The 26013-nt window shown below is 41.9% G+C and carries 25 protein-coding genes; 3 read left to right on the forward strand and 22 right to left on the reverse strand.

Features of this window, described 5'->3' with window-relative positions; translation table 11 throughout:
• Positions 1-4: 4 nt before the first annotated feature.
• Entirely contained in the window at positions 5-721 is a 717-nt protein-coding gene (locus MKY34_RS01755; protein ID WP_342513543.1) for a FadR/GntR family transcriptional regulator, read from the reverse strand.
• Positions 722-1089: 368 nt separating this feature from the next.
• Here MKY34_RS01755 and MKY34_RS01760 point away from each other — a divergent pair, with 368 nt between their 5' ends.
• Complete coding sequence (locus tag MKY34_RS01760) at positions 1090-2778, forward strand: methyl-accepting chemotaxis protein (protein WP_342513544.1); 1689 nt, start codon at positions 1090-1092, stop codon at positions 2776-2778.
• A 159-nt stretch (positions 2779-2937) separates the two neighbouring features.
• Positions 2938-3672 (forward strand): YqcI/YcgG family protein, encoded by a 735-nt coding sequence (locus tag MKY34_RS01765; RefSeq protein ID WP_342513545.1) that lies wholly within the window; start codon positions 2938-2940, stop codon positions 3670-3672.
• Between the two features lie 195 nt (positions 3673-3867).
• Here the strand turns inward: MKY34_RS01765 and MKY34_RS01770 are convergent, their stop codons facing one another.
• The 18 genes from MKY34_RS01770 to MKY34_RS01855 form a co-directional block, all read right to left on the reverse strand.
• Positions 3868-4488: an HAD family hydrolase gene (locus MKY34_RS01770; protein ID WP_342513546.1), complete on the reverse strand. Its 621-nt coding sequence runs from the start codon at positions 4486-4488 to the stop codon at positions 3868-3870.
• A 50-nt stretch (positions 4489-4538) separates the two neighbouring features.
• The gene (locus MKY34_RS01775) at positions 4539-5183 is read right to left on the reverse strand and encodes a bifunctional 2-keto-4-hydroxyglutarate aldolase/2-keto-3-deoxy-6-phosphogluconate aldolase (RefSeq protein WP_342513547.1); all 645 of its coding nucleotides are present in this window, start codon (positions 5181-5183) and stop codon (positions 4539-4541) included.
• 11 nt (positions 5184-5194) lie between these two features.
• On the reverse strand, positions 5195-5779 hold the full coding sequence (locus MKY34_RS01780) for a glucose-6-phosphate isomerase family protein (RefSeq protein ID WP_342513548.1): 585 nt from the start codon (positions 5777-5779) through the stop codon (positions 5195-5197).
• Positions 5780-5797: 18 nt separating this feature from the next.
• A complete protein-coding gene (locus MKY34_RS01785; RefSeq protein WP_342513549.1) occupies positions 5798-6739 on the reverse strand; it encodes a shikimate dehydrogenase in 942 nt (313 codons plus the stop codon).
• Positions 6740-6756: 17 nt separating this feature from the next.
• Positions 6757-7728, reverse strand: a complete 972-nt coding sequence (locus MKY34_RS01790; RefSeq protein ID WP_342513550.1) for a hypothetical protein — start codon at positions 7726-7728, stop codon at positions 6757-6759.
• Positions 7729-7730: 2 nt separating this feature from the next.
• Positions 7731-8678 carry a phosphoglycerate dehydrogenase gene (locus MKY34_RS01795; RefSeq protein WP_342513551.1) on the reverse strand — a complete coding sequence of 316 codons (948 nt, stop codon included), beginning with the start codon at positions 8676-8678 and terminating at the stop codon, positions 7731-7733.
• Positions 8679-8764: 86 nt separating this feature from the next.
• The gene (locus MKY34_RS01800; RefSeq protein ID WP_342513552.1) at positions 8765-9802 is read right to left on the reverse strand and encodes an alcohol dehydrogenase catalytic domain-containing protein; all 1038 of its coding nucleotides are present in this window, start codon (positions 9800-9802) and stop codon (positions 8765-8767) included.
• A 12-nt stretch (positions 9803-9814) separates the two neighbouring features.
• On the reverse strand, positions 9815-10849 hold the full coding sequence (locus MKY34_RS01805; protein WP_342513553.1) for a zinc-binding dehydrogenase: 1035 nt from the start codon (positions 10847-10849) through the stop codon (positions 9815-9817).
• A gap of 36 nt (positions 10850-10885) precedes the next feature.
• Positions 10886-11845: an ABC transporter permease gene (locus tag MKY34_RS01810; RefSeq protein WP_342513554.1), complete on the reverse strand. Its 960-nt coding sequence runs from the start codon at positions 11843-11845 to the stop codon at positions 10886-10888.
• Between the two features lie 4 nt (positions 11846-11849).
• Positions 11850-13334 carry a sugar ABC transporter ATP-binding protein gene (locus tag MKY34_RS01815; protein WP_342513555.1) on the reverse strand — a complete coding sequence of 495 codons (1485 nt, stop codon included), beginning with the start codon at positions 13332-13334 and terminating at the stop codon, positions 11850-11852.
• A 99-nt stretch (positions 13335-13433) separates the two neighbouring features.
• A complete protein-coding gene (locus MKY34_RS01820) occupies positions 13434-14522 on the reverse strand; it encodes a substrate-binding domain-containing protein (protein WP_342513556.1) in 1089 nt (362 codons plus the stop codon).
• Between the two features lie 140 nt (positions 14523-14662).
• The gene (locus MKY34_RS01825; protein WP_342513557.1) at positions 14663-15439 is read right to left on the reverse strand and encodes a glucose 1-dehydrogenase; all 777 of its coding nucleotides are present in this window, start codon (positions 15437-15439) and stop codon (positions 14663-14665) included.
• A 20-nt stretch (positions 15440-15459) separates the two neighbouring features.
• The gene (gene pfkB / locus MKY34_RS01830; RefSeq protein ID WP_342513558.1) at positions 15460-16389 is read right to left on the reverse strand and encodes a 1-phosphofructokinase; all 930 of its coding nucleotides are present in this window, start codon (positions 16387-16389) and stop codon (positions 15460-15462) included.
• A gap of 11 nt (positions 16390-16400) precedes the next feature.
• Positions 16401-17450 carry a galactitol-1-phosphate 5-dehydrogenase gene (locus MKY34_RS01835; protein ID WP_342513559.1) on the reverse strand — a complete coding sequence of 350 codons (1050 nt, stop codon included), beginning with the start codon at positions 17448-17450 and terminating at the stop codon, positions 16401-16403.
• An 81-nt stretch (positions 17451-17531) separates the two neighbouring features.
• Positions 17532-19019, reverse strand: coding sequence for an FGGY-family carbohydrate kinase (locus MKY34_RS01840; RefSeq protein WP_342513560.1), 1488 nt, complete (start codon positions 19017-19019; stop codon positions 17532-17534).
• Between the two features lie 14 nt (positions 19020-19033).
• On the reverse strand, positions 19034-19894 hold the full coding sequence (locus MKY34_RS01845; RefSeq protein WP_342513561.1) for a class II fructose-bisphosphate aldolase: 861 nt from the start codon (positions 19892-19894) through the stop codon (positions 19034-19036).
• Positions 19894-21429 carry a xylulokinase gene (gene xylB, locus MKY34_RS01850; RefSeq protein ID WP_342513562.1) on the reverse strand — a complete coding sequence of 512 codons (1536 nt, stop codon included), beginning with the start codon at positions 21427-21429 and terminating at the stop codon, positions 19894-19896. The genes MKY34_RS01845 and xylB overlap by 1 nt, the downstream gene beginning before the upstream one ends.
• A 28-nt stretch (positions 21430-21457) precedes the next feature.
• Entirely contained in the window at positions 21458-22198 is a 741-nt protein-coding gene (locus MKY34_RS01855; protein ID WP_342513563.1) for a GntR family transcriptional regulator, read from the reverse strand.
• A gap of 137 nt (positions 22199-22335) precedes the next feature.
• Here MKY34_RS01855 and MKY34_RS01860 point away from each other — a divergent pair, with 137 nt between their 5' ends.
• Positions 22336-23211: a sugar phosphate isomerase/epimerase family protein gene (locus tag MKY34_RS01860; RefSeq protein ID WP_342513564.1), complete on the forward strand. Its 876-nt coding sequence runs from the start codon at positions 22336-22338 to the stop codon at positions 23209-23211.
• A gap of 111 nt (positions 23212-23322) precedes the next feature.
• Here MKY34_RS01860 and MKY34_RS01865 read toward each other — a convergent pair whose 3' ends face one another.
• The 3 genes from MKY34_RS01865 to MKY34_RS01875 all read right to left on the reverse strand — a co-directional run bounded on the left by MKY34_RS01865 (position 23323) and on the right by MKY34_RS01875 (position 25995).
• On the reverse strand, positions 23323-23592 hold the full coding sequence (locus tag MKY34_RS01865) for a hypothetical protein (protein WP_342513565.1): 270 nt from the start codon (positions 23590-23592) through the stop codon (positions 23323-23325).
• A 77-nt stretch (positions 23593-23669) separates the two neighbouring features.
• Positions 23670-24980 (reverse strand): D-serine ammonia-lyase, encoded by a 1311-nt coding sequence (locus tag MKY34_RS01870; RefSeq protein ID WP_342513566.1) that lies wholly within the window; start codon positions 24978-24980, stop codon positions 23670-23672.
• A 127-nt stretch (positions 24981-25107) separates the two neighbouring features.
• The gene (locus MKY34_RS01875; protein ID WP_342513567.1) at positions 25108-25995 is read right to left on the reverse strand and encodes a D-alanyl-D-alanine carboxypeptidase family protein; all 888 of its coding nucleotides are present in this window, start codon (positions 25993-25995) and stop codon (positions 25108-25110) included.
• Positions 25996-26013: the final 18 nt, after the last annotated feature.

Here is a 26013-nt window from a genome sequence, read left to right on the forward strand (position 1 = left end):
CTACTTATTTTCTAAAATCCATATATTTCTCTAACGACTTCTCGACATTTTGCAAATGATCTAGCATATACTGCTGTGCTTGCTCTGGCTGCCTTTCTTTAATCGCCTCATAGATTAATTGGTGTTCATTCATTAAGGAAACGGCTTTTTTCTCTGAATAAATTAACACCTCTCGCGTTTCTCGTAATACGTTAATCATCACTTCCGAAACCGAACGCATTAAGTGAATGAGAATCTGATTATGCGTAGCATTCACGATTGCAGTATGAAAACGCATATCGGCCTCTTCACCAATTTCACCATTTTGGTTGGCCTTCTTCATGTCTTCAATGGCATTTTCAATTGGACGTAAATCTTCCTCCTGATGGTAGAGTGCAGCTGATCTTGCCGCCCCGGCTTCGAGGATTTTACGCACCTCATACAATTCCTTAATATCTTCCTTCCCTAACAACATCCCCACCGTTACAGGCAAGGTAAAGTTGGAAGCGTTGAATTTCGAGACAAAAGTCCCTTCGCCTTGGCGCATCTCGACTAAGCCCATTGCCCGCATGCCACTAAGCGCTTCTCTCACTGCAGAGCGGCTCACGTCAAAGTTGTGCGCAAGCTGTTCAACAGATTCCAATCGATCGCCTGGAGATAATTCTTCATTTTTGATCATTGTAATGAGTGCGTCAGCCACTTCCTCATAGATTTTTTTCGTTTGAATCCGTCTGCTTTTCATCTTTTTTATCTCTCCCAAACCAAATAATCTCTACTAGATACTAAAATTCTCATACCTTTTAACAAATCTATACACTATGTCATAAGGTCATCTGATGACTTGCTCGAAACGTCGCCCTGCATAGAATCATTTTGTTCGTTCAGTAACCATAACCGCATTGTGATTATTCTAACTATTCACCCTTTGAATTGCAAGCACTATATCATTAATCAACACCTTCTTAATAAAACACAGAAAAAATCATAATAATAGAGACGTTATAGTCTCCAAACATCCCCCCTTAACAATCTTTACAATATCATTACAAATAACTTTATTCCTACATACTATAATTATAAATAGCTATGTACATAGGAGGAAAATAGGACATGCGAATCACTGTAGGAAAGAAATTATGGATTGGTTTTTCATCCATTTTAGTTGTTTTAATCATCGTTGGTGCATCCGGATTATGGACATTGACGAAATTGAATGAGGAATACCGTTATTTAATCGACGATAAAATACGAAAAGTCGTGTTGTTTGAGCAGTTATTAGCTAATCAAAATGAGGACGCCAAAAACATTTCTGGTTATATTATCTATCAAGATGAAGCGTATTTAACGCGACGACAAGCAGTGCTGGATATCACTAAAGCGACGATTAAAGAATTAGATCAGCTCGTCCGTACCCCTTCCGCGCGAGATTTACTAAAAGAAGTGCAAGAGGCGCTAATAAGTTATCAACAGATTAGCGAAATTGTTATTCGAGATGTGCAAGAAGGCAACCTGGAAAGTGCGTCAAAAGTCGCTTCCGAGGGGGAGCTATACGAAACTGCAATTACGGAAAATATAAGAAAATTAATCGAACATCAAGCAAATCAGCAAGTGAAGACGGAACAAGAATTGCAAGATGTCTTGCAATGGATTCGTATCCTAATTGCTAGCCTGATGGGGATTGCCATTGTCATAAGCATCATCATTGCGCGTCTGATTAGCCGCAGCATCGCACGCCCCGTCGGAACGATGACAGTAGCGCTGAAACAGCTAGCTACTGGAGATTTTTCTGTAGAGCCTGTGAACATTCGTAATCAAGACGAACTCGGGGAAATGGCAGATGCTTTGAATGATATGGTCGGCGATTTGCGCGGAATCATCACCAACGCCAGACATTCCGCTAGCCAACTTGCGGAGCACGCTGAAGAATTGTCCGCTAGCTCGCAACAAAGCCTTGCCGCCTCTGAAATGGTCGCAGACATTACCGAGCGTAATTTGGTGGCAAGTGAACTGCAAACGTCTACTGTGAAGGATTCGACGGTTTCCATGGGCGAAATGGTGACAGGTATTGACCAAATCACTGGGGATAATGAAGCTTTGCTCATCTCCACTGATGAAGTCGTACGCCTTGTAAGCGATGGTGCAACGCTCATGCACAATTTCACCAAACAAATGAGCATCATTCGGACAACCATCGGACAATCTTCCGAGACGATTGGTGATATGGCTACGCATTCTGAACAAATTCGACAGGTGACAGCACTCATTACAGCGATTGCGGAACAAACCAACTTATTGGCGTTGAATGCGGCCATTGAAGCTGCCAGGGCTGGTGAACATGGAAAAGGATTTGCCGTTGTTGCAGATGAGGTACGTCATCTTGCCGAACAATCCAAACAGTCTGCTAGGGACATCGGTCGAATGATTGACATGATGATTCAAAATGTAGAAAGGGCCGTGTCAGATACAAAAGACGGCAGTCAACAAGTTGAAGAAGGTTTTGTGGTAACTGAAAAAACGGAAGACGTATTTCATCAGATTGAAGAAGCCGCAACTACTATGCGCCAGAAACTCGCCACCGTCTCTAGTGAAATCGAATCGATTCGAACAATGACCGATAAAATTTCGGGTGAATCCAGCACAATTGAGGAACTTGCCACACAAGCAGCTAGAGAAGCCCAATCAGCAAGTGCGGCCACAGAAGAACAACTTGCGACCAATGAAGAAATATCGTCAAGTGCCCAAACGCTGGCAGGACTTGCGGAAACGCTCCAAACCGATATGGCGCGGTTTACGGTTTAATACAACATAACTAAAGCATCCTTAAGGGTGCTTTTTTTATTATGAACAAAGTACATTTTATTCTAACTAACATAACACGACCTATCACAACGTATTCTATTCTGTATGGGATTGCTTGATGAATACTTCTAAAAAATTTATCAATACGGAGGGAACACAATGATTCAAGTAACGGAGACTTTATTAACCAAAGAAGATTTCACATGGCGCACCGATTTGCCCAATTGGTTGTTGAATGAATACCAGACATTCCATCAAACCGTTACGGATAGGACGTTTCCCTGTTATTTCGGGATGAATGGCGAATTGAAGGGTGAACTACGCTATGCCTATGTGACGCAGGATGACTGGTCGAATTTACCGCGTGCGTTAACGGCATTTTTGGCCCTTTTCAATGATCCTGCGCATAAACGGCATGGTCTTTTTGTCTTTGTGGAGCCGTTTACAACAGAAGGTGCTTTGGATGATTATCGTAAGCAATTTTGGTCGATTCTTCAATACTTGCATGAGGTAGACAAGATCGAATGGCCTGTGGAAAGTCCACGGGACCCGGAACATTATCTGTGGGATTTTCATTTTCACGGGGAACCAATTTTTGTTTTTGGTAATACACCGGCTTATAAACAGCGAAAAACGCGGCATCTCGGCAATTCAATGGTGCTTGGATTTCAGCCGAGGCGCATTTTTGAAGGCTTGAAAGGGACGGAAGCAGGCGGCATGATGTCACGAGAAAAAGTTCGTGAACGTGTTGCCGTGTGGGATCAGCTACCGAAACATCCCGACATTAGCCATTTCGGGGATCCAACGCATAATGAATGGAAACAGTTTTTTATCGGGGATGATGCCGTGCCAATTCAAGGGGTCTGTCCGTTTGTGCATAAGGGAATGAAGTAGATGATTTACAGGAGTATAGATAAGCGTATGAGGCGAAATGCATGAGGGTTTAGTATAAAAAGTTGTTTCGCATCAAGAAAATGGAAGTCAACAACATCGTACATCTGCTGACTTCCTGTTTTCTCCATACGTCATTAGTGTATGCCTTGATTTTTTTACAGGTACCAAAAAAGGTTCTACTTCCCTAGTATCCTCTCAACCAAAAAGCTCTAGTAAGTCCCCAATCTGATTGATTTTATAGTCATAATCCGTTACTTGTCCGAATCCATAAGCTGCATAGACGAAAGGAATGCCTGCGTATGTTGTAGCATCCTGATCACTTTGCGTGTCACCTACATAGACTGGTGAGGATAATTGATTTCGTTCGATAATGAGCTGAATGTTTTGTCCTTTACTAAGGCCTGTTCTGCCAGGGTTTTCAAAGTCCTGGAAGTATCCCCCAAGGCCGTGATATTCATAAAATGCTTCGATATAACCTTCCTGACAGTTGCTAACGATGAATAGTTTATATTTTTTTGAAAGAATCTGAAGCACTTCCTCTAAACGCGGGTATAATTCCCCACCTTCTTCTAGTAAATATAAACGTTCATTGCGACAGCATTCGAGTATCATTTCCATCTGCCTTGTCTCATCTAAATAATCAAAAACAATTTTGGCGATATCCGGAATTTGCAGCCCCATTGTTCCTTTTAAATCTTCCTCTGTAATTTCTCCTTGCCCATCGTCGGCATTTTTCACAACCTCTGTCCAGGCTTTGGAGACTGTTTTACGTGAGTCCCATAGCGTCCCATCCAAATCAAAGATAATACTATCCACACAACTGCCTCCTTGATGTAGATTAACATGAGTCTTTGTTATTCTATCATTCAGTTATTTCTTGCGATGTTAATCTGTTCAATAAATCTTTTTGCCGTTTCCGTAATTTGCTCATAGCCTTGCTCATCCGGTTTTCCGATTAAACTACCACCAGCTCCAACAGCGACAGCTCCGGCACGAATCCATTCACCAACATTATCGACATTGACCCCGCCCGTTGGCATCAAACTGGCTTGAGGGATTGGCCCTTTAATGGCAGAGATGACTTTCGGCCCCAAAAGTTCCCCCGGAAAGACTTTCAATAATTCAGCACCTGTTTCCAATCCTTTCACCACGTCCTTAATGGTCATAACGCCAGGCATGTAAGGGATTTGATAACGATTGCACAATCTCGCTGTTTCTTCGTCCAAGTAAGGACTCACGATGTACTGTGCACCTGCAAGAATAGCGATGCGTGCTGTTTCTGGATCTAAGACCGTACCTGCTCCAACAATGATGTCATCCCGAAACTCGGTCACGAGCTCTTTAATCACTTCCGTAGCTCCCGGTACAGTATACGTAATTTCGATTGCAGCTACACCGCCTTTAAAAGACGCTTCTGTGATTCGTTTGGCTTTTTCAGCATTGTCTGCGCGCACAACCGCTACCAGACCGCTTTCTTCAATACTGGTTAGTATGTCTCTTTTTCGTTTCAATAGTATCCCCCTCATTGTTCCCAATTCGGGTTATCAATAATTTCAGGCTGTCCATCTTTCTCTACAACCAGTTTACGATAGCCTTTTGTTTCGATTGTACCGTAATCATGTCCTGCATCCGCCCGGAATGTAAAGAATGTGACTAGTGGCTCGTTGCCAATGTTAATGCTTCTATGCGCATAACGTGGCGGTACATGTACTGCTTGCCCAGGAATAAATTTTTCAATTTGCCAGTCACCTTCTGGGTTTTCCATAAGCATATATCCTTCTCCACTCAGACATAAATACACTTCCCCAGTCGCTAACACTTCATGAAAATGCCCTTTTGTCATGTAGTATTCGTCCCCTACTTTCCCCGGGTAAACGATACTAGTTCCGAAATGAAGATCACCGTCTGTTTTCGGTACATCCGCATCAACGCTGTAGTATTCATAAACCATATGATTATTGCCTTGCTGGATAGAGTCCTCCAAGAGTTCTACATGATTAAATAGTTTTTTCATATCAGCTAAATAACGTTTCGTAGACGTTTTCGATTCGGAAAGTCCTGTCGCCAAATCAAAATTAATTGCATATGCTTTTTCTTTTAATGTCATCTTAACTTCCTCCAATTGTTATCTCATTTGATTAGATATTTGTTCAATTTGAGCAAACTTCTCGCCAATAATTTCTACGTTAAACACTTCCGCAACCACTTGTGTCCAGCCATGGATGAAGTAAATCCAGCCGTCCTCTACATGTAGATGACGCTGTTCGGCTTGTGCAATTGCCTGATGCATGAAATCCAATTCGCCACGGTAATTCAATTCCCAAACCAAACTGTCTTGTGGGAATGCCGCGTTATCCGTCAACGGTGAACCAGGTCGGTCTTTTCCAAGTCCAGTCGCATTGACTACCAAAGAATGTGGTTTCAATCCTTCTAACAGTTTGTCGTTTTGCACAGATTCCGGTGTTAAATGATATTCAACAGTTGCTTTAGGATTTACTTCTTGTATAATCTCCTCTATTTCAGTCAAACGTTTTTGACTACGGTTAGCAACAACGACTCGCGATGGGATATTTTCACCATTTTTTGGATCCAACAAATATGCACAGATGGCAATTGCACTTCCGCCCGCTCCGATGATAAATAGCTCGCCTCGATGATCATTCCAGTAATTAACGGGCACAAAGCTTTCCAATGCCAAACCGCTTGAAATCGGATCTTTCGCATGTCCGCAAAGTTTTCCATCTCTTTTAGAAATGGACGATAATTCGCCAAACATTTGCGCAAACGGATCTAAGTAATCAAACAAGTCTTCTGCAGCCTCATACAAATCAATCTTATGCGTAGTGACCAAAGCTCCCATTGACAGCTCGTCATTTTTTATAAATTCGACTACTTTTCTATAATCTTCAGGATTGGCATGGATTTCCATATCAATACCTTTTAGCACAGCGTTTTCCAATCCCAATGCTTTTGCCCATTCCGGGAAAAGCTTCATAATAGAGGACTTTGTTGTCGTCACCCCTATAAAATACATCGTTGGTACAGTTGCTTTTTCAGGTAAAATCAAGCCTATCAATCCTTCCCTTATCGTTTACTGAAAGCTTTTGCAGGGTTTACATGCATCATTTTATGAATGCGCTCTTCACTAACGCCCGATTGCCTAAGGAGTTTGAGAAAAGTTCCTTGCAAATGGTCCAATCCAATCGTCGCTCCGTAGCTCTTCATGCGGTTCCTTGTTGTATCAAGTCCCAATAATAGTTGGTCCTCAAAACCGTTATCCAGCAACCGTCCGATTAACTTCACTTCTTCCTCATCAGAATGATATTTAAATCGTCCGATTGTATCTAGTTCTATATAAACGCCCATACTTGCAACATGTAGCAAATACTCTTCATTTTCGATTTTTCGATCGAGATGACAAAGGATTAATTGATCCTCTGGAATTCCTAAGCTCATATAAAGCATGAGTTGATCCATGGCATTATAGCCGAGTTCGGTGTGACTCATAATGGGAGCCCCCGTTTCATAGGCAGCCTTTGCTGCCGCCTTGAACAGACGGAAATAAGGCCCCGCCGTTCCTTCCATATCGGTTGCTGTTTTAATGAGCCCTGCTTTTGCTTGTATCCGTTGCTGTGGCCACCCATCTTCACCATCAGCAAACATGCCCATTTGTAATTCATCCATAAATAATTCGACAAGCGTTTCCATCGAAGCTTCGTGAATCCAATGCTCAGGCGAATAAAATCCAAGCTTGTGAAAGCCCGTTGAAGCCAGAATGTGAATGCCTGTTTCTTCAGATAATTGTTGTAACCAAGCGGCATTTCGACCGCTCCCAACTGGCTGAGCGTCTACAATGGTCTTGCCACCTAACGCTTGAAATCGTTGTACTTCTTCTTTCGTTTTGGCGTAATCATCCAACACCAATGACGAATCTAGTTGCTCAGGATAGCCTTTTTTTATAAATAAATGCTCATGACTATGGCAGATTCCCAGATCTGATGGCTGGATATCGCCTCTAACGGTTGTGATATGCGCTGACGAATTGAATGTCTCCATCCTCACACCTCATCCTCTAACATATTGAGTAGATTTTGTGTGGAGACGATAGCCATTCGTTCCACCGACTCTTGTGTAAAAGCCCCAATATGCGGCGTTAAAATAAAATTAGGGAGTGCAACCAATGGATCGCCTTCTACAGGAGGCTCTTGAGAATAGACATCTTGAGCTGCCACTGCAATTTGTCCAGTTGATAACGCCTCAAATAATGCTTGCTCATCCACTAATTCCCCGCGTGCGGTATTGATTAAAATAGAGGTCGGTTTCATGTCACTAAATACTTTTGCATCGATGATATGCTTCGTTGCAGTTGTCACCGGCAAATGAAGCGTGACAAAATCGGCCGAGCGAATTGCGTCATCAAAGTGTTCGGAACGTTGTACATTGAACTCGTCAAGAAATGCTTGATCATTAAAATACGGATCATAAATGGTCACAGTCATTTGAAGCCCTCTACATCGTTTAGCAACTTCTTTTCCTATTTGTCCTCCGCCGATTACAGCTACACGCTTCCCCGTCAGTTCACAGCCAATCACACGCTCCCATCCCATTGCCTTAACGGTTTGCACAGATTGGGAAAGTTTACGTGCACTCTCAAACATTAGACCAATCGTCAACTCTGCGACAGAGATGTTATTTGTGCCAATCGCATTTTGTACTTGTATCCCCAACTGTTGCGCCTTCTCCAAATCGATATTATCCATTCCCACTCCGTATTTTGAAACAGCCTGCAGTTGGGCACACGATTCCAGTACATGTGCAGGTAGCGGATCTACGCCGACGATAATGCCAACGACTCCCTCTTTGGCAACTTCAATGATTTCCTCTTCTGTAAACGTGCGGCCCGTTGTGTTTTCTAACACTTCAAAGCCTTGTTGTTCCAGCATTTCAATTGGTTTCATTTTATACTTTTGAAATGATTTGGGTGTAATTAGTATTTTAGGTTTCATGTGTTCACCTTCATTCAGGTAATTTTATGTTTACACTACATCACTATGTCATTACATTATAATTCAGTTCAAGCTCTCTCATTCATTTACTGTTGTTCTTTCTCCATATCTATTATTACTTTCATTACGAGATCCTTCTGTGTATCGATAATCGAATAGGCTTCGGAATAATCCTCAAACTCTATATGATTGGTAATGAGTGATTGTAGGTTAATCTGTTGTGCTTTAATCAATTCTACCGCTCGATTAAAATCAACAGTTTGATACATCGCACTACCTAAAATCGCTAATTCATGATCTTGAACAAATCCCATATTCACTTTTGTTAAATCAGAAACAACACCTACGATAACGACTGTGCTCCCTTTTCTCGCCACTTCAATCGACTGAGCTACAGTGTAACTAGAGCCGACACACTCGAAAATAACATCTGCTTTACTGTCACCAAAGTAACGAACGATCCCTTCAGAAAGACCCTCTTCGTTACTATCAATCGTTTCTAAACCGCATTGTTGTGCAATTGTAAGACGCGTTGCGCTTAACTCAGACACTACGACTTGCTTGGCACCTAAAGCTTTTGCTGTTTGCGCAACTAAGTTTCCAATTGGCCCCCCACCTATTACAACTACATTCTTGTTTTCAATAGAAGGGACACGCCGAACAGCATGAACCGCCACAGCTAATGGTTCAATCATTGCTCCTTCTTCCCATGAAAAAGAATCTGGCAGGATAATCGCTTTTTCTGCATCGACTACAAAGTATTCACTGGCCATTCCCGTCGTTTGAAAGCCCATCACTTTGAGTTCTTCACACACATGATACATTCCATTACGGCAAGGATAACATTCGCCACATACTACTTGCGGCTGGACGGTCACTTTATCCCCTACTTTGATTCCCGTAACATCTTTGCCGACTTCTTTCACTTCTGCAGCAATTTCATGCCCTTGCACAACAGGATACGAAGTATATGGATGCTTACCATGATTCACATGGATATCAGAACCACAAACGCCAATACTTTTAATCTTAATTTTAATTTCTTTATTCCCCACTTCAGGAATGTCGACGTCTTGGAATACGATGCTTCCTGGTTCCGTCATAATCGCTTGCTTCATCTTCATATCATCGCCCCATTACGTATATTTGATAATCACTTTTTTCGTCTTCTTACCAGCTAGATAATCTTGGAACGCCTCTGTTATATGTTCAAAATCAATAATTTCCGAAATAAAATCGCTTAACTGCAACTTCTCTTCAAACACCCATTGAATGATTTGGTCATGGCAGGCACCTTCTTCTTCTTTATAAGGCATTTGCTGAAGGTTTAGCTTCCAATTGTAGGGTGCATTTTCCCAATTCAAATTCATACTATTCGCTTTCGGTACACCGTAACACAGAATTTCTCCACGATCTTTCAATAGTGTAATGGCTTCGTTCATAATGTTCTCAGAACCAACCGCATCCAACACATAATTTACACCTGTCGGATAAACCGTTAATAATCTCTTCCGAATTTCATGCTGTGAACTATTAATACTTACCTTCGCACCAAGTTTCTCAAGTAATTGCTTTTTCTCTTCACTTCGAACGACAGCAACTATATCTTTTATCCCAAGCAATGTTAGCAGCTTGATAAACGCCATCGCTACCGGGCCGCTTCCATATACAACAATCGACTCTCCCGGCTGAATATTGAAATAACGAATGGAACTATATACTTCTCTTAATGTAACGAGGACAGGCGCTTCATATTTATCTATAAACGTCGGCAATTTTTTCTGTGCGAATGCAACTTCAGGGGCTTCACCCGGTGCGTATGCTTCCAAGTCGTCGATAATACCATATTCGCTAAACGCGCCCCAACCAGCGTGCAGTGTCTGCCCATCATGTATAAGGTTCGGAACAAATGGAAGGACAACCAAATCGCCAACCTCAAAGCTTGTAACTTCATCCCCTACTTCCACTACTTCACCAACACCTTCATGGCCAAGAGTCAGCGGATACGATGCAGAGTCAAACCCTTTAAATGATTGTTTGATGAGTGTCGCGTCTGTACCGCAAATCCCACAACTGACTGTTCTTACCATAGCCTGTTTACTTGTAATTTGAGGGCGTTCCACGTCCCAGACTTCCAGTTTCCCCTGCGTTGAAACAACTACTGTTTTCATTTAATCACGCTCCTACCATTTACCTTCAAAAATTTGCTACACCGTGCGTTCTCTCTTACTTGTCATGATTTGCAATAATACTGCCGCAATAATGATGACACCCTTAATAATGTCTTGCGGATAAGATGGTACCGCCATCAAGTTCATAATATTTCCGATTAGACCCAGGATGAGCGCTCCAGCAACTGTATTCAATACAAAGCCTCTTCCACCCATCAAGCTCGCTCCTCCAATGACAACCGCCGCAATGGCATCTAGTTCTTGCCCCATCCCAATTGTCGCACTGCCTGTAGAAGATCGGGCAGCCACGAATACCCCTGCCAATGCTGCCAGTGCCCCTGAAAGTGCATAAGTTGACATGACATATTGTTTCGTTCGTACACCCGCTAACTGTAAAGCCGTTTCGTTACTACCAATTGCCACCACTTTACGTCCATACCCTGTATAGCGCTGAATAATCGTAAAAATAACAATCAACAAAGCCGTAATAATAATAATCGGATACATGAAATCTTTACTCACCAATAAACTAATCGTACCGGACTCGATTTTTACCGGGCGTCCTTCCGTGATGACGAAGGCAATTCCCCTAGCAATCGTCATCGTGGCGAGCGTGGCAACAAACCCTTGTATCCCCAGATAAGCTACGAGTATGCCAGAAAACGCACCAAATAATAAGCCAATTAAAACCGCCACACCAATCGAAACGGAGAAGTGCATACCAAAATCGGTAATCATGATGGCAGATACAGTTGCCCCAACAGCCATGATAGAACCAACAGATAAGTCAATACCGCCCGCCAAAATGACATACAACAAACCGATTGCAACCAAAATCGGACCTGCTTGCTGCAAAGCAATATTACGCAAGTTCATCGTTGTCAAAAATGTATCTGATAACGAAGCGCTCACGATAATCAATAGCAATAAGATAATAAACGTATTGTTATTGATGATGAATTCCTTCAAATTGAATTTCTTACCGAATGCTGTCATGGTGCTAAACCCCCATAGCTAATTTAATTAAGTTATTTTCAGTGAGATGTTCTTTTGATAACTCACCAGAAATTTGCCCTTCTCGCATGACAATTGCTCGATCACAAGTGCCAATTATCTCTGCCATCTCTGAAGAAATAATAATGATTCCTACACCTTCTTCAGCTAGCCCATTGATGATTCGATAAATTTCCGTTTTAGCGCCTACGTCAACTCCACGGGTCGGTTCATCGAAAATAAGCAGTTTTGTTTCAATTGCTAACCATTTGGCCAATGCCACTTTTTGTTGATTTCCCCCACTCAAGCTATCTACATTATCTTCCGTCGATCCATACTTCGTAGCAATCTGAGCCAATAACTCCTCTACTCGATTCTTCTCTTTTTGATGGCTAATGAAGCCATTTCGTTGTTGCGAAACTAGGGTCGTATTGATTCGAATCGGCTGTTTAAGAAGAAGGCCTTGTGTCTTTCGATCCTCCGGTAATAATCCGATGCCTAATTTAATGGCCATCTTCGGATTTTTTATTTCAACTTCTTCTCCAAAATATACGACTTTCCCCTTCGTCTTTCGATCCGCTCCAAAAATGGCACGCATCGTTTCTGTTCGTCCAGAACCAACTAATCCACTAAACCCCAGCACTTCTCCTTTTCGTAAAAAGAAAGATGCATCCTCCACTAAACCAGCTGTATATAAATTTTCAATGCGCAGAATTTCCTCGCCAATCGTTGCATTTCGTTCTGGAAATAGTTGTTCGATTTCCCGACCAACCATTAAGGTAACTAACTGCTCTTTTGTTATTTGAGCAGTTTCGACGGTATCCACATACTTGCCATCCTTTAATACCGTGATTTTATCGCTGATGGCAAATAGTTCTTCTAGGCGATGTGAAATATAGACAATCGTCACACCATCTGCTTTCAATTTTTTAATCAACTCTAGGAGATTTTGAGTTTCTGAATGAGTCAAAACAGCTGTCGGCTCATCAAAAACAAGAACCTTTGAGTTTTTCGCAAGACATTTACAAATTTCTACAATCTGTTGATAGGCAACACTTAATTCACCGACTTTTTTAGTAGGATCAATGTGGCCAAATCCGATTTTCGATAATTGTTCTTTTGCCCTTCTCTTTAGATCTTTCCAGTTGATGAATAACCCAGATTCATTTAATTTATCAATAAATATATTTTCCGCGACCGTTAAGTCAGGGGCTAACATAAATTCTTGATAAATGACTGAGACACCTAAATCAATCATGGACCGTGGTGTAGAAACCGTTGCTTCTTGTCCATCAATCACAATCGTGCCTGCATCTTTGGCATAAGCACCCGCTAGGATCTTCATCAGGGTTGATTTACCTGCTCCATTCTCGCCAATCAAGGCATGAATTTCTCCTTTGATGACATTCATATGTACATCTTCCAGAGCTTTAACACCTCCGAAATTTTTGGATATATGGTTCATTTCTATAATGTAATCGGAAGTCACCATGACACATCTCCTTCCCTTCGTCTGTTTGGTCTTATAAAGAAATCCTCCCAGTGAGCGAGAGGATTTCCAAAATTATTGAGTTGTCCAATTAAACAGAAATCAGAATCCGAATTCGTAATATTCGTCTACATTGTCTTTTGTAACAGCTGCTGGTTCTGTTAAAGTAATCTCGTCATAGCTCTTTGGATCTTTACCGTCAACAAGAATTTCTTTACCGATTTTGATACCTAATTGAGCTACTTTATACGGACTGTTTTCACCCGTTGCGAAATATTTTCCTTCTTTGATCAAATCATAAGCCTCTTTCGCACCGTCAGCTGCCGCTACAATATCAACTTTTTCAATACCGGCATTTTGAAGTGCTGTCATTGCACCAAATAACATCTGATCGTTCTCGCCAAGAACAGTTGTCAAATTCGGATTCGCAGTGATTAAGTCTTCAGCTGCTTTCAAGCCTTCTTCTTCCGTCCAAGCTCCCCAACCTTGTCCAACTACAGAGAATTTCGCTTCTGCATTAGATGCTTTCCCTTTAGATGTCAACTGGTCATCCAGTTCCCCAGCAAGTTTCCAAGCTTCTTCTTCAGACACGCCAAGCTTTCCTTCCAAAATCCCTGCAAATAAACCTGTGCGACGTTCTCCACCAGCAACGTTACCTTTTGCACCACTCAAAATGATAGAAGTGATTTCTTCATCGCCCATTTTCTCTGCGTAAGCAAGTCCTACAAGACGCCCATTTTGTTTGTTATCAGAATAAACAGTCGTAATATCCTCTGCTTCTTCACCAACACCGCTATCCAAGTTGATGACGCCGATGCCTGCTTCAGCTGCTTTATTAATACTTGGTACGACTGCATCCGGTTCAATAGCATCCAAGTAAATTAAATCTACGCCTTGTGCAATAAATGTCTCAATATTTTCCGCTTCTTTTGCTGTATCCCCGTTTGCATCCAATACCGTGACTGCCCAGCCCTCTTCTTCAGCGTATTCTTTCACTGCTTCAACAAGTGAAACGAAGTAAGGTGAATCTTGTGTCTTAATGGCAAATCCAATTTTAAATTTATCTCCACCGTCTTTATTGCCTTCTTTTTTACCATCTGTTCCTTCTGTACCTGATGAATCACTACACCCAGCCAAAACTAGCAAAATCGCAAGAAGCGCTGCAACAAGAGAAAATTTGTACTTTTTCATGAATATACCCCCCAGTTTTGTTTTCTTATTAGGTCATTGTATTGTAATGTTACTACAATACAATGTATTACTACTATACAACTTAGTGATAGCGTTTTCAATGACTTTTTTAATAATTCAATAGTATTCAAAAAAATAGTTTATATAATCGTAAATCCGCCATCAATCACCAGCTCACTTCCTGTGACAAACGAAGCAGAGTCAGATAGTAAATAGATAACGGCTCCAGCTAACTCTTCTGGTGTTCCTAATCGTTTCATCGGTGTCAATTCAGCCCACTGATTTCGCCAATCCTCTCTAACAAAAGAAGTCAGCTCTGTAAACATATATCCTGGACTTATACAGTTAACTCTAATATTATGTGGAGCCCATTCATATGCGAGTGATTTCGTCAGATGGACAACTCCCGCCTTCGACGTATTATAAGATGCTTGAAGCTGCGGATAGTTGACGATACGTCCTGACATGGAGGCCGTGTTAACAATCGCCCCTTTAATGCCATTCTCTATTAAATACTTTCCGAATAGCTGTGCTACATAATAGACGCCATTTAAATTAACGTCAATGACTTTATTCCATTCTTCTGGAGTCGATTCAATGACTGGTTTCTGAATGACGATACCTGCATTATTAAAGAGTAAATCAATTTTCCCCATTCGTTCCACAGCTTGTTGTAAACAGCGATTTACTCCTTCATAATCAGTTACATCAACTTCACATGAAAATGTTCGACAACCATATTTCTCAGCAATTTCAGTTGCTGCTTCTGCTGCTTTGTCTCCTTGAATATCAAAAATAACGATATTTGCGCCTACCGCAGCAACATGCTCCGCCACTTCTCGGCCGATTCCTCTTGAACCACCTGTTATTAATATCGTTCTACCTTCCAATGAAAATAACTTTTTCAACATATCCATACGTCCCATTGCTCCTTTTCTCATCGTAATGTAGTAACCTGAGTTCGATTATAAATTGAGGAGATATCTTCCTTCCTAACTTCACCCGTTTTTTCCGTTAGTGTGTTTGCGGCCGATACTGCAATTGCGCTACGTAACAATTGTTCCGGGGAAATTTGTTGCTGCAAGCCAACGGCAAGAGCGCCCACCATCGAATCTCCAGATCCAACCGTATTGACGACTTCCAATTTAGGCGGACAACCTTTCCATACCCCTTCTTCTGAAACGAGTAAGGCGCCTTCATGACCGAGTGATACAAGTACTTTTTCCACACCCATCTCAACATATGACAAACAATGTTCTACTAATTGTTCGATAGTCGCATTTTCCACGCCCATGATGTGCTCAATTTCTTGTCGATTCGGTTTAATAATCGTCGGGGAACCCTCAATTCCATGCAATAGATACTCACCATTTGTATCTAAAATGACTTTTTTATGCTTCTTTTTAGCAATAGAAACGAGTTGTCTATATATCGTTTCCGGCATCCCTTTTAGCACGCTTCCCGATAATGTAACAATCTCTATACCTGTAAGCATCTGTTCAAAATACGTTAGGAATCTAGAAATCACCTCGTCATTCACTTCATTACCTGATTCCAACAATTCAGTCGACTGCCCGTTTTTATCTATAATATTTATACAACTACGAGACTCAATTGGTGCGCGCATGAAGTCAAAATCAATTCCTTCTTGTGATAGTAAATCACAAATCAGATTCCCATTATGCCCACCAATAATCCCTACCGCTTTGACAGGAACACCAAGTGCATGGATGACCCGTGCCACATTCAGCCCTTTTCCACCTGCAGTATGAATCACTTTGTCCACTCTGTTTACTTTCCCAGATAAATACGTCGGAACCCTATAATACTTGTCCACTGAAGCATTGATAGTGACAGTTATGATCATGAAAAATCCTCCTACTTTTCGCTATCGATTAAAATTTTTCCTTTGACAGCACCCGGTATTTTGAATTGTTCAAACGCCTCCGCAATTTCACTCAGCGGGAAAACTTTATAAAGCAATGAATCATCTATTTGAATCGCTCCTGATTCTATATACTTTGCCGTTTCCTTCCATTCTTCACCAGGGAAGTCTTTACTATATGACATCCAGGAACCCGTGAGTGTGAATTCCTTCCGATTGATTTTTTCCCACTCATCAATGCTAAATGTTAGTTCTTGGGTTGGCGTACCAATTAGACAAACCGCCCCTTTTTTCTTCACTAATTCAAACGTCAGTTTAATCGTTGCGGTATTCCCCGCTGTTTCATAAACAAAATCAAAGTGTCTAACTTGTCCATTTTTGTTCATTTCGCTCAAGAAGTTTTCATCTTTTGTATGGATACATTCATTTGCGCCATAACGTTTCGCTAATGCCAATCGCTCCTCGCTAATATCGAAAACTGTAATATGACTTGCTCCTAACAGCTTCAACCATTGCAAAGTAAAGAAACCAATATTGCCCACGCCTAATATCGCAACCGAAGAGCCCGGTCTAAAATTGAGGCGCTTAATCCCATGATACGCCACTGTTATCGGCTCAAAAAATGCGCCTTTCATATAAGAGATTGACGATTCAAACCGAATGGCGTTCTTCTCGGGTATGACAACATATTCGGCGAAGCTTCCGTTTCTTCTGGAACCGACAAAGCTATAGTTTTCACAGAGTGCATAATCGCCACTTTTACATTGTTCACACTCCATACAAGGCAACAACGGTGCACCTGCAACCCGATCACCAACTTGCAATCTCTCCACATTTTCTCCGATTTTCACTACTTCCCCTGAAAATTCATGTCCTAGTATGATTGGATAGCTATGTGCAGCATTTCCATTTACCCGGGGAATATCCGAACCACAAATGCCCGTAAATTTTACTTTTACCAAGACATCTCCTGGGCCTGGCAACGGCATGTCTACCTCTTCATAAACTAATTTTTCTCTCCCATGTAATACTCCTGCTTTCATTTTTCCACCCTCACTATATCTGATTTATCCCGCATTAACGGGCAGTAAGCCTCTTATAAAATATTAAACTTCTGGTGCATCCTATCCAATGAACATTTCTTTGTTCATCATGCTAGATAGTTTTAAATAGATAGCTAGCGATGATTCATAATTTTTGCGACGATTCAAATCCGGTGCATGCTGCCGAGTAATCTGGACCGTCTGATCAATTGCCTCGTCAAAATCTTTATATACACCTACTCCGACACCAGCCAATATAGCTGCACCTAGCGTTGTTGCCGTGTCAGAACTCGGTACTTTAATCTGACATCCTGTGATATCTGAGTAGATTTGAATCCATAACTCACTATTCGCCGCCCCACCCATAGCTCGGATGTCTAGCTTTTCAATATCTACTCCTGCTTCCTTTGCTGTCAATAAGTTATGAAAGACAGAAAAAACGACGCCTTCTAAAACGGCACGAACAGCATGACCTTTCGTTTCTTTAAAACTCAATCCATAAAACATCGCTTTTGCTTTTGGATTCCAAATCGGACTTCTTTCCCCCGCTAAATATGGCAAAAACACGACTCCATCAGAACCCTCTGGTATCTCTTCAGCAAGACTTGTCAATTCATCGAAACTCAGACTCTCTCCAAATTCCTCCCTGAACCAGCGAAGTGCACCGCCTCCTCCGACCGTTCCCCCTTGCAGCAACCATCGATTCGGAATGACATGTGGTGAAAATATTAGTTGTGGATGCGTCCTTGGCCTATCCAGACATATACTGACGCCACCAGCTTGTCCACCTTGAAGTTGCGTCTCATAATGATGAATGACTCCCGCCCCAAGGGTTCCGCATGCAGCATCCAAACCTCCAGCAACTACAGGCGTCCCCGCTTTTAGCCCAGTGATTTGAGCTGCCTGACTCGTTACAGTACCAATCACTTCATGACTTTGATAAATATCCGGGAATTTCTCCAGAGGAATCCCAAACTGGTTGGCCATCTCTACATCGTATTGAAATGTCACCGGATTATAAAAGTGTAATCCATAATTTTGGCTACGATCAGATGACATATTCCCTGTCAATTTCATACCTATAAAACTATTACTTTGAAGAAATTTATACGTACGCTTAAATAATTCAGGCTTATGCTTCTTAAACCATAAAATCTTCGGTGTTGAATACGTCGGGGATAAGGAATTACCCGATACCTTGAATATCTCTTCTTCAGTAATTGATTCGGCAATTGTAGAAACAATGTCAGTCGCCCGTGTATCCAACCAAATTGGTGTATTATGCAAACAATTACCTTCCTCGTCTACTGGTATTGCCGCCCACCCTTGCCCAGTAACCCCTATCGCCACTATCTGATCACCTGATAATTGTTCACTGTCCAAACACTGGTTGATAGATTGGCAAACTTCCGTCCACCATTCTTCAGGATTCTGTTCTGCCCAGCCTGATTCGGGATAATACGTTGGATAATGTGAAGAACTTTGTGCCACCACTTCTCCATCTGCCTTGAATATGGCAACTTTGCATGATGACGTTCCAATATCGATTCCTAATAATAATTTTTCCATACTTCAACCTCTAATCAATGAAATGTAAATGCTTGTCCATTACTGCCACAAGTAATCATCTTTTCTTTTGCCACTTCTTTGACTTTCTCACGTGCATACCCCGTAAACTTCTTAGGATCAACAAAATCATCTTCCAGATTGAAGTATTCTTTCACAGCTTCTGTAAACATGATACGAAGTTCCGTAGCATAGTTTATTTTAGAAATTCCTTTTTCAATACATTGACGAACATCTTGTTCCGAAAGCCCCGAAGCTCCGTGCAAGACAAGCGGTACGTCCACAGTTCGTTTCAATTCAGCCAGCAGGTTCAGATCCAGATTCGGTTCTCCTTTATAAACACCATGCGCCGTCCCTATGGCAACCGCTAAAGAACTCACACCCGTTCGCTCGACAAACGCTTTTGCCTCAAGCGGTTTCGTATAGCCACTCGCGCCAAAATCCGTATCCCCCGGTTTACCACCTACATTGCCCAGTTCCGCTTCAATAGACACACCGATTGGTTTACAGACTTCTACAACCGCTGCTGTCTTTGCAACATTTTCCTCAAACGGTTGCTTGGATGCATCAATCATGACAGATGTATAACCTGCTCTGATTGCTTGAAGAGCAAGTTCCGTCCCATCACCATGATCGAGGTGCACGGCCACCGGTATCGTTGCATGCTTTAGTGCTGCCTGAACCATTCCAAAATAGTAATCCATATGTGCATACTTCACCGTATTAGCCGAGGTTTGAATAATTACAGGTGAACCCGTTTCCTCCGCCGCTTCTATAACTGCTTGAACCATTTCCATATTTTCTACATTGAACGCACACACTGCATAACCGTTTTGTTTTGCATGTTGTAAAATTCTATCTCCCGTCACTAGAGCCATTAATAAGCTCCCCCTTCCAATTGATGTTTTTCAAAAACAGGCCTTAATGCAAAATAAAAATCATCAAAACGCCGCTTTGACTTTTCATAGAGTTCTAAGTTATCAGAATTATTAACTTGTGATTGATTAATGGTAATAAATCGTTCAACTACCTCAAAATCTTCATAAATCCCGACGCCTACACCGCCAATAATAGCAGCTCCCATTGACCCTGCCTCATCCAATAGCTTAGGAGCTTTGACAGGTAGGGCAAAGACATCTGCAATGATTTGACGCCACACTTCACTCTTTGCACCACCACCGATAATGACCATTTCTTCAATATCAATATGCTTCTGCAAAACTTCCAATATAATCGCCAAGTTGAATGTAACTCCTTCAAGCACACTTCTTAACATTTCAGAACGCGTTGTTTCCGATGTAATTCCTACATAAGTTCCTTTGGAGTACGAATCCCAGCGCGGTGCCCGTTCTCCGAGTAAATAGGGAAGAAACAGCAGACCATTTGAACCTGCAGGAGTCCGTTCGATTTGTTCATTAATCAAGTCATAAATAGAGTTTCCGGACCGTTCCGCCTCCACTTTTTCTGAAGTACAGATGGTTTCTTTCATCCAATTAAAGGCCCCACCAGCATATTGCATTGTGCCATTTGGTGCATAATATCCTGGAATGGCATGCGCCCATGTTACAGTTCGCATTTCAGGATCGAATATCGGTTTTTTGGAAGTAGTCGTCACCCAAGCAGATGTACCAAGTGAGCAGTACGTCTTGCCTTCGCTGACAGACCCGGCCCCAATACTAGCAGTCACTCCATCTCCTGCACCAATCACCACTTGGGTACTAGGTGATAATCCCGTCGCCTTTGCCGCTTCTTCCGTTACTTTCCCTGCCACAAATGTAGACGGTTTCAATTCCGGCAGTTTGTCTGGATCGATTCCACTACTCTTAATAATTCGATCAGACCACTGTAAGTTTTCCAAGTCAAAGCATCCCATACCATTGCCGTCCGAGTAATCTGTGTAAAATGAATTTGTCAATTTGAAAACAATATAATCTTTTGCATTTAAAGTTTTGTAGGTTTTCTCGTAAATTTCTGGTTCATTATCACGAATCCACATCAATTTCTGAATGCCATAGGAAGCTGTGTTTCGATGGCCAACAATTCGATAAAACTCCTCTTGCGTCAAATATTGCTCCAAATCTTCCACTTGCTTTTGTGCACGTTGATCTGCCCAAATGATAGAATCTCGCAAGGGAACCCCTTGTTGATCGACACATAAACATCCCATCATTTGACCACTAAAGCTGACGACTTGAATATCCTCCGACGAAATTCCAAGTTGTTCAATCAACTGTTTCGTCGAAGTACATACCGCATTCCACCAATCTTCCGGATTTTGTTCCGCCCATTTTTCATTGAAATAATGCGTGTCATAAGACGATATACTACTACCTATCATTTCACCAGTAGCTGAAAATAGTGTCGCTTTATTTCCTGATGTCCCCAAATCATGCGCTAAAATATACTTCCCCATTTTCCTCCATCCCCCTTGTATCTTCTATTTATTTAGTGGATGATATAATGATTTCAAATCGATTTTTATCTCCACGGTAACGTGCTAGCGAATACTCAATCGGTTCATCCTGCATATTAAAACCGATGGATATAAACTGTTGAATGGCCCTCCCCCTCTCCAATTGAAGGTGCTCCATATCATACTCTTCTGCTTCCACCGCTTCGATGAAACGACGAATTTTGTTAATTTGTGTTTCTTTTTTCATACCTAGAACTGGATAGAGCGACTCTTTGACAAGGTCATGCTTCAAAACAAACTCACACTTCTCAAAAGGTAGATACGTTTTCACCATAACAATAGGCTCATTGTCTGCAAATCTACGACGATGAATGTAAATTACTTTTTCTTTCGGTTCCAATTTCAAATGCTCAGCCACTTCTTCTGGTGCTTCTATTACTTCAAAATCCATAACTTCCGTTGTTGGGTTCATTCCCAATGCACGGATTTGGTCATTAAATGAACCAAGTGCTTGAATGAAACTTTGTGAAATCTTAGGTGTCCTCACAAATGTCCCTTTGCTTTTCACCCGATATAGCCAACCTTCCTGTACCAGCTCAGTAATTGCTTGCCTGACCGTCGTCCTGCTAATATCATACATTTCACTTAACTCTTTTTCTGTTGGAATCGAATCTCCTACTCTATAAATCCCTTCCTTAATTTGCTTTAGCACTAGCTCCTTAAGTTGAAAGTAAAGCGGGATAGGAACTGACTTATCCAGTTTTTCCATTAAACTAAACACCTCTGATTCATTTTTAGAATCTTCTAACTTGACTAAAAGATACCGTTTTCATTATTATATCATGTAGTAACAATATCGCAACATCATGACAAAGATACTTACATTATTCTAAGGGGGAATTTTTGATGAAATACGGTGTATACTTTGCATATTGGGAAGACTCTTGGGAAGCTGATTTTGAGAAGTATATTGAGAAAGTGAAGGCCCTTGGCTTTGATGTTTTAGAAGTGGCCGCACTTGGTCTGGTTAATTTATCAGATGATGAATTAGCCCGTTTACGTAACTTGGCAGAGCAGCACAATGTCATCTTGACAGCGGGTATAGGACTGCCAAAGGAATATGATCTCTCGTCTTCTGATGAAAAAACTCGACAAAACGGAATAGACTTCATGAAAAAAGTTCTCGACAAACTGCATATGGCTGGCATCGATCGAATTGGTGGTACAATCTATTCCTATTGGCCTGTTGACTACAATGAAGACATCGACAAACCACAAGCACTTAAGCATAGTATGACTAGCCTTCGCATTTTAGCTGACTACGCGCTGAAATATGACATTACTCTACTAATCGAGACACTCAACCGCTTCGAACAATTTTTATTAAATGATGCCAAAGAAGCTGTCGCTTACGTGAAAGAAATCAATAAATCAAATGTCAAAGTCATGCTAGATACTTTCCATATGAACATAGAAGAAGACAACATAGCGGATGCTATTCGTTACACAGGCACTTACTTGGGGCACCTGCATATCGGAGAAGCAAATCGGAAAGTTCCCGGGCATGGCTCTCTTCCATGGACAGAAATTGGACAGGCCTTAAGAGACATCAACTACGATCAATACATCGTTATGGAGCCTTTTGTCAAAACAGGAGGCCAAGTCGGAAAAGATATTAAAGTCTGGCGTGACCTCTCCAATAACGCAACCGAAGCACAGCTTGACGAGGACTTACAACAATCATTAAACTTTGTGAAGGCACGTTTTCTGTCCACTCAGTGAGTGTATACGATATGAAGATAGGATGATGGACTTAATATTTTGCAAGCACCTATCACATCATCACCTCCAAAGCAAAAGCCGCCCAAATAACGGGCGGCTTTTGCTTTGTACTTATTCACTTTTCACGGTTGTCCCATATGTTGCCGATGCTTCATGTACAATATCTTGAAAGCCATCAGAATCGCCATCAGGATAATTGGCCGGTAATACTTTTCGAATGACTAGGTCGTTCTCTGTCATCACGACTTGTACATTTTCATCGGCCGAAACGTTTAAATGAGCTAACATTTCTGGAGTAAAGGTAATGCCATAAGTGTCCCCAATCTGTACAATTTGTCGAATTTGAATGGTCGTTTTCGATTGTTTCCAATTACGTTCCACACGAATCCCCTCCAATTGGATGAGTGTACTTACTCACACATGCTCAGAATTGTCGATTTCCCGGGAAATATAGAGATTTATTTCTTTGCTGTTGCATAATAAGCAGCCATTTCAACTTCTGGTACCATGCCGCCGCCTGTCGCCCAGACGAGATGCGTTGCGTTTTCAGAGTTAGCTCCCTCTCTATTTTCGCGAATACTATGCACAGGTCCTGTCATACCAGCTAATGCAGATGGTTCAAGTCGAATGCTTTCCGTGTCCGCAATCTTCTTCAATAACGTGAACATCGTTTCATCTGCAATGGTATAGCAGCCCTCTAATAGCGGCTCCATCGTTTTGCCGACAAAGCCAGATGCTGTACCGACCGCGAGTCCGTCTGCAGCTGTTTTATTATCAAGGTCAAAATCTTGAACGGAGATTTGATCGTGAAGGCCCGTCATCATGCCAAGCATCATACATGGTGAATGAGTTGGTTCTGCGAAGAAGCAACGTACATGATCGCCAAATGCTAGCTTCAAGCCGAATGCGACGCCTCCCGGTCCTCCCCCAACGCCACATGGCAAGTACACGAATAGTGGATGATCCGCATCGACTGTAACACCCTGTTCCTGTAATTGCGTCGCGACTCTTTCTCCCGCCACTGCATAACCGAGAAATAGATCAAGTGAGTTTTCGTCATCGATAAAATGGCAAGATGGATCTGCATCCGCTTGACGACGCCCCTCTTCAACCGCTTTGCTATAGTCATCTGCATATTCAATAACGGTAACGCCTTTCTCGCGCAACATATCTTTCTTCCATTGCTTCGCATCCGCTGACATGTGAACCGTAACGTCGAATCCTAGTTTCGCACTCATAATACCGATGCTTAAACCTAGATTCCCAGTTGAACCAACCGCAATTTTATGTTGAGCAAATAAAGCACTGAATTCCGGCTCTGCAAACTTGGCATAATCATCTTCAGTTGTAATCAACCCATGCTGAATCGCCAATGTTTCCGCATGTTTCAGTACTTCATAAATGCCTCCTCGTGCTTTAATAGAACCCGAAATCGGCAAAGCATTGTCTTGTTTTAAAAATAAATTCCCCGGAATGGCTGTACTGTATTCGTCAGCAAGCGCTGCTTTCATCGCGGGAATCGCTGTTAATGGCGATTCGATAATACCGTTTGAAGCTTGCGTTTCAGGAAAAACACGTTCGATGTATGCTGCAAAACGTTTAAGACGATCCGATGCATCTTGTACATTTTCTATAGTCACGCCTGTTTTCGGTATGCCTGTTGTCGCTGATTCTACTAATGGATTAAGCCACAGTACTTCTTCACGTGCCATCATTTGCTTAATAAGTGGTAGCTTTTCTTTCCATTCGTTGACTTCTATTTTATCCATTTCACTTGTCTCCTTTTTCTAAATGTTTCATGAATAGTATAGCACGCATAGCAATTTTAGTCCCATTGGAAAAGAAGCCCTTCCGCTAGTTGGAGGGCTTGGGGATTAAGGATTTAAAGCAAGAATCTCAATCCAACACAAATCGTTCAATCAGTTCTCTTGTCAGCTCAAATCTTGGATTGGTGGTATCTTCTCCATTTGTTTCGACATCCATAACGACTGAAATGATCCGTTTGCCATTAAAAACACCCGTGCCTACGAAGCAAGAACCCGCCTGATCCGTATAACCCGTCTTTAGTCCATCGATTCCTGAAAACGCTTGCGGCATACCTGGTAGCATCAAGTTCGTACTCCATAACCGTGCCCCTTCACTCGTTGTAAAATCAGTCATCTTCGCAAAATCAAGCACCTCAGGATGTGTGGCCAACAAGCGTTGCGCAATCACAGCAACATCCCGTGCCGACGCATGATTCGTTTGCTCTGCTCCCTTGCCTATGTAGTCGCCATCCAATCCACTCGCATTGAAAAAGGTGGTCTCCTTGAGTCTGAAGCTTTTCGCTTGCTCATTCATCAACGCTACAAATTCCTCTTCTGTTCCACTCACCATTTCAGCGAGCGCTATTGCCGCGTCATTCGAAGAATTCACGGTCATGGCGGTAAACAATTCTTTTACCCGATATGAATTGCCTGTTGTCATGCCAAGTTTAACTGCACCCGCCTTTTTCACAACGCTTTGGACATACTCACTCGGTTGGTACGTACTCTCCCACGTTACTGTCCCATTGTGAATCGCATTCAAAACTAAATGCTGCGTCATCAGCTTAGACATACTCGCAATCGGCAGCGGTTCTGCACTATTTTCTTCGTACAGTACTTTTCCCGTTTCCGCCTCCATCAACAGGATCGCCTTGGCATGATGCTGCAGATCAACGGCTTCGGAGATTAATTCTTTATCTTTCATCACAAACGTGAGACTTAACACAAAAATGACAAGCATCAGCATTATTTTTTTCATTATTCCACACCTCTTTTA

The sequence above is a fragment of the Sporosarcina sp. FSL K6-1522 genome, from assembly GCF_038622445.1.
Taxonomy (GTDB): domain Bacteria; phylum Bacillota; class Bacilli; order Bacillales_A; family Planococcaceae; genus Sporosarcina.

Excerpts from the sequence above, each read along its gene's own strand:
- MKY34_RS01755 (WP_342513543.1), bottom strand. The coding sequence starts at position 721 with ATGAAAAGCAGACGGATTCAAACGAAAAAAATCTATGAGGAAGTGGCT.
- MKY34_RS01760 (WP_342513544.1), top strand. The coding sequence starts at position 1,090 with ATGCGAATCACTGTAGGAAAGAAATTATGGATTGGTTTTTCATCCATT.
- MKY34_RS01765 (WP_342513545.1), top strand. The coding sequence starts at position 2,938 with ATGATTCAAGTAACGGAGACTTTATTAACCAAAGAAGATTTCACATGG.
- MKY34_RS01780 (WP_342513548.1), bottom strand. The coding sequence starts at position 5,779 with ATGACATTAAAAGAAAAAGCATATGCAATTAATTTTGATTTGGCGACA.
- MKY34_RS01790 (WP_342513550.1), bottom strand. The coding sequence starts at position 7,728 with ATGGAGACATTCAATTCGTCAGCGCATATCACAACCGTTAGAGGCGAT.
- MKY34_RS01795 (WP_342513551.1), bottom strand. The coding sequence starts at position 8,678 with ATGAAACCTAAAATACTAATTACACCCAAATCATTTCAAAAGTATAAA.
- MKY34_RS01800 (WP_342513552.1), bottom strand. The coding sequence starts at position 9,802 with ATGAAGATGAAGCAAGCGATTATGACGGAACCAGGAAGCATCGTATTC.
- MKY34_RS01805 (WP_342513553.1), bottom strand. The coding sequence starts at position 10,849 with ATGAAAACAGTAGTTGTTTCAACGCAGGGGAAACTGGAAGTCTGGGAC.
- MKY34_RS01810 (WP_342513554.1), bottom strand. The coding sequence starts at position 11,845 with ATGACAGCATTCGGTAAGAAATTCAATTTGAAGGAATTCATCATCAAT.
- MKY34_RS01815 (WP_342513555.1), bottom strand. The coding sequence starts at position 13,334 with ATGGTGACTTCCGATTACATTATAGAAATGAACCATATATCCAAAAAT.
- MKY34_RS01820 (WP_342513556.1), bottom strand. The coding sequence starts at position 14,522 with ATGAAAAAGTACAAATTTTCTCTTGTTGCAGCGCTTCTTGCGATTTTG.
- MKY34_RS01825 (WP_342513557.1), bottom strand. The coding sequence starts at position 15,439 with ATGGATATGTTGAAAAAGTTATTTTCATTGGAAGGTAGAACGATATTA.
- pfkB (WP_342513558.1), bottom strand. The coding sequence starts at position 16,389 with ATGATCATAACTGTCACTATCAATGCTTCAGTGGACAAGTATTATAGG.
- MKY34_RS01835 (WP_342513559.1), bottom strand. The coding sequence starts at position 17,450 with ATGAAAGCAGGAGTATTACATGGGAGAGAAAAATTAGTTTATGAAGAG.
- MKY34_RS01840 (WP_342513560.1), bottom strand. The coding sequence starts at position 19,019 with ATGGAAAAATTATTATTAGGAATCGATATTGGAACGTCATCATGCAAA.
- MKY34_RS01845 (WP_342513561.1), bottom strand. The coding sequence starts at position 19,894 with ATGGCTCTAGTGACGGGAGATAGAATTTTACAACATGCAAAACAAAAC.
- xylB (WP_342513562.1), bottom strand. The coding sequence starts at position 21,429 with ATGGGGAAGTATATTTTAGCGCATGATTTGGGGACATCAGGAAATAAA.
- MKY34_RS01855 (WP_342513563.1), bottom strand. The coding sequence starts at position 22,198 with ATGGAAAAACTGGATAAGTCAGTTCCTATCCCGCTTTACTTTCAACTT.
- MKY34_RS01860 (WP_342513564.1), top strand. The coding sequence starts at position 22,336 with ATGAAATACGGTGTATACTTTGCATATTGGGAAGACTCTTGGGAAGCT.
- MKY34_RS01870 (WP_342513566.1), bottom strand. The coding sequence starts at position 24,980 with ATGGATAAAATAGAAGTCAACGAATGGAAAGAAAAGCTACCACTTATT.
- MKY34_RS01875 (WP_342513567.1), bottom strand. The coding sequence starts at position 25,995 with ATGAAAAAAATAATGCTGATGCTTGTCATTTTTGTGTTAAGTCTCACG.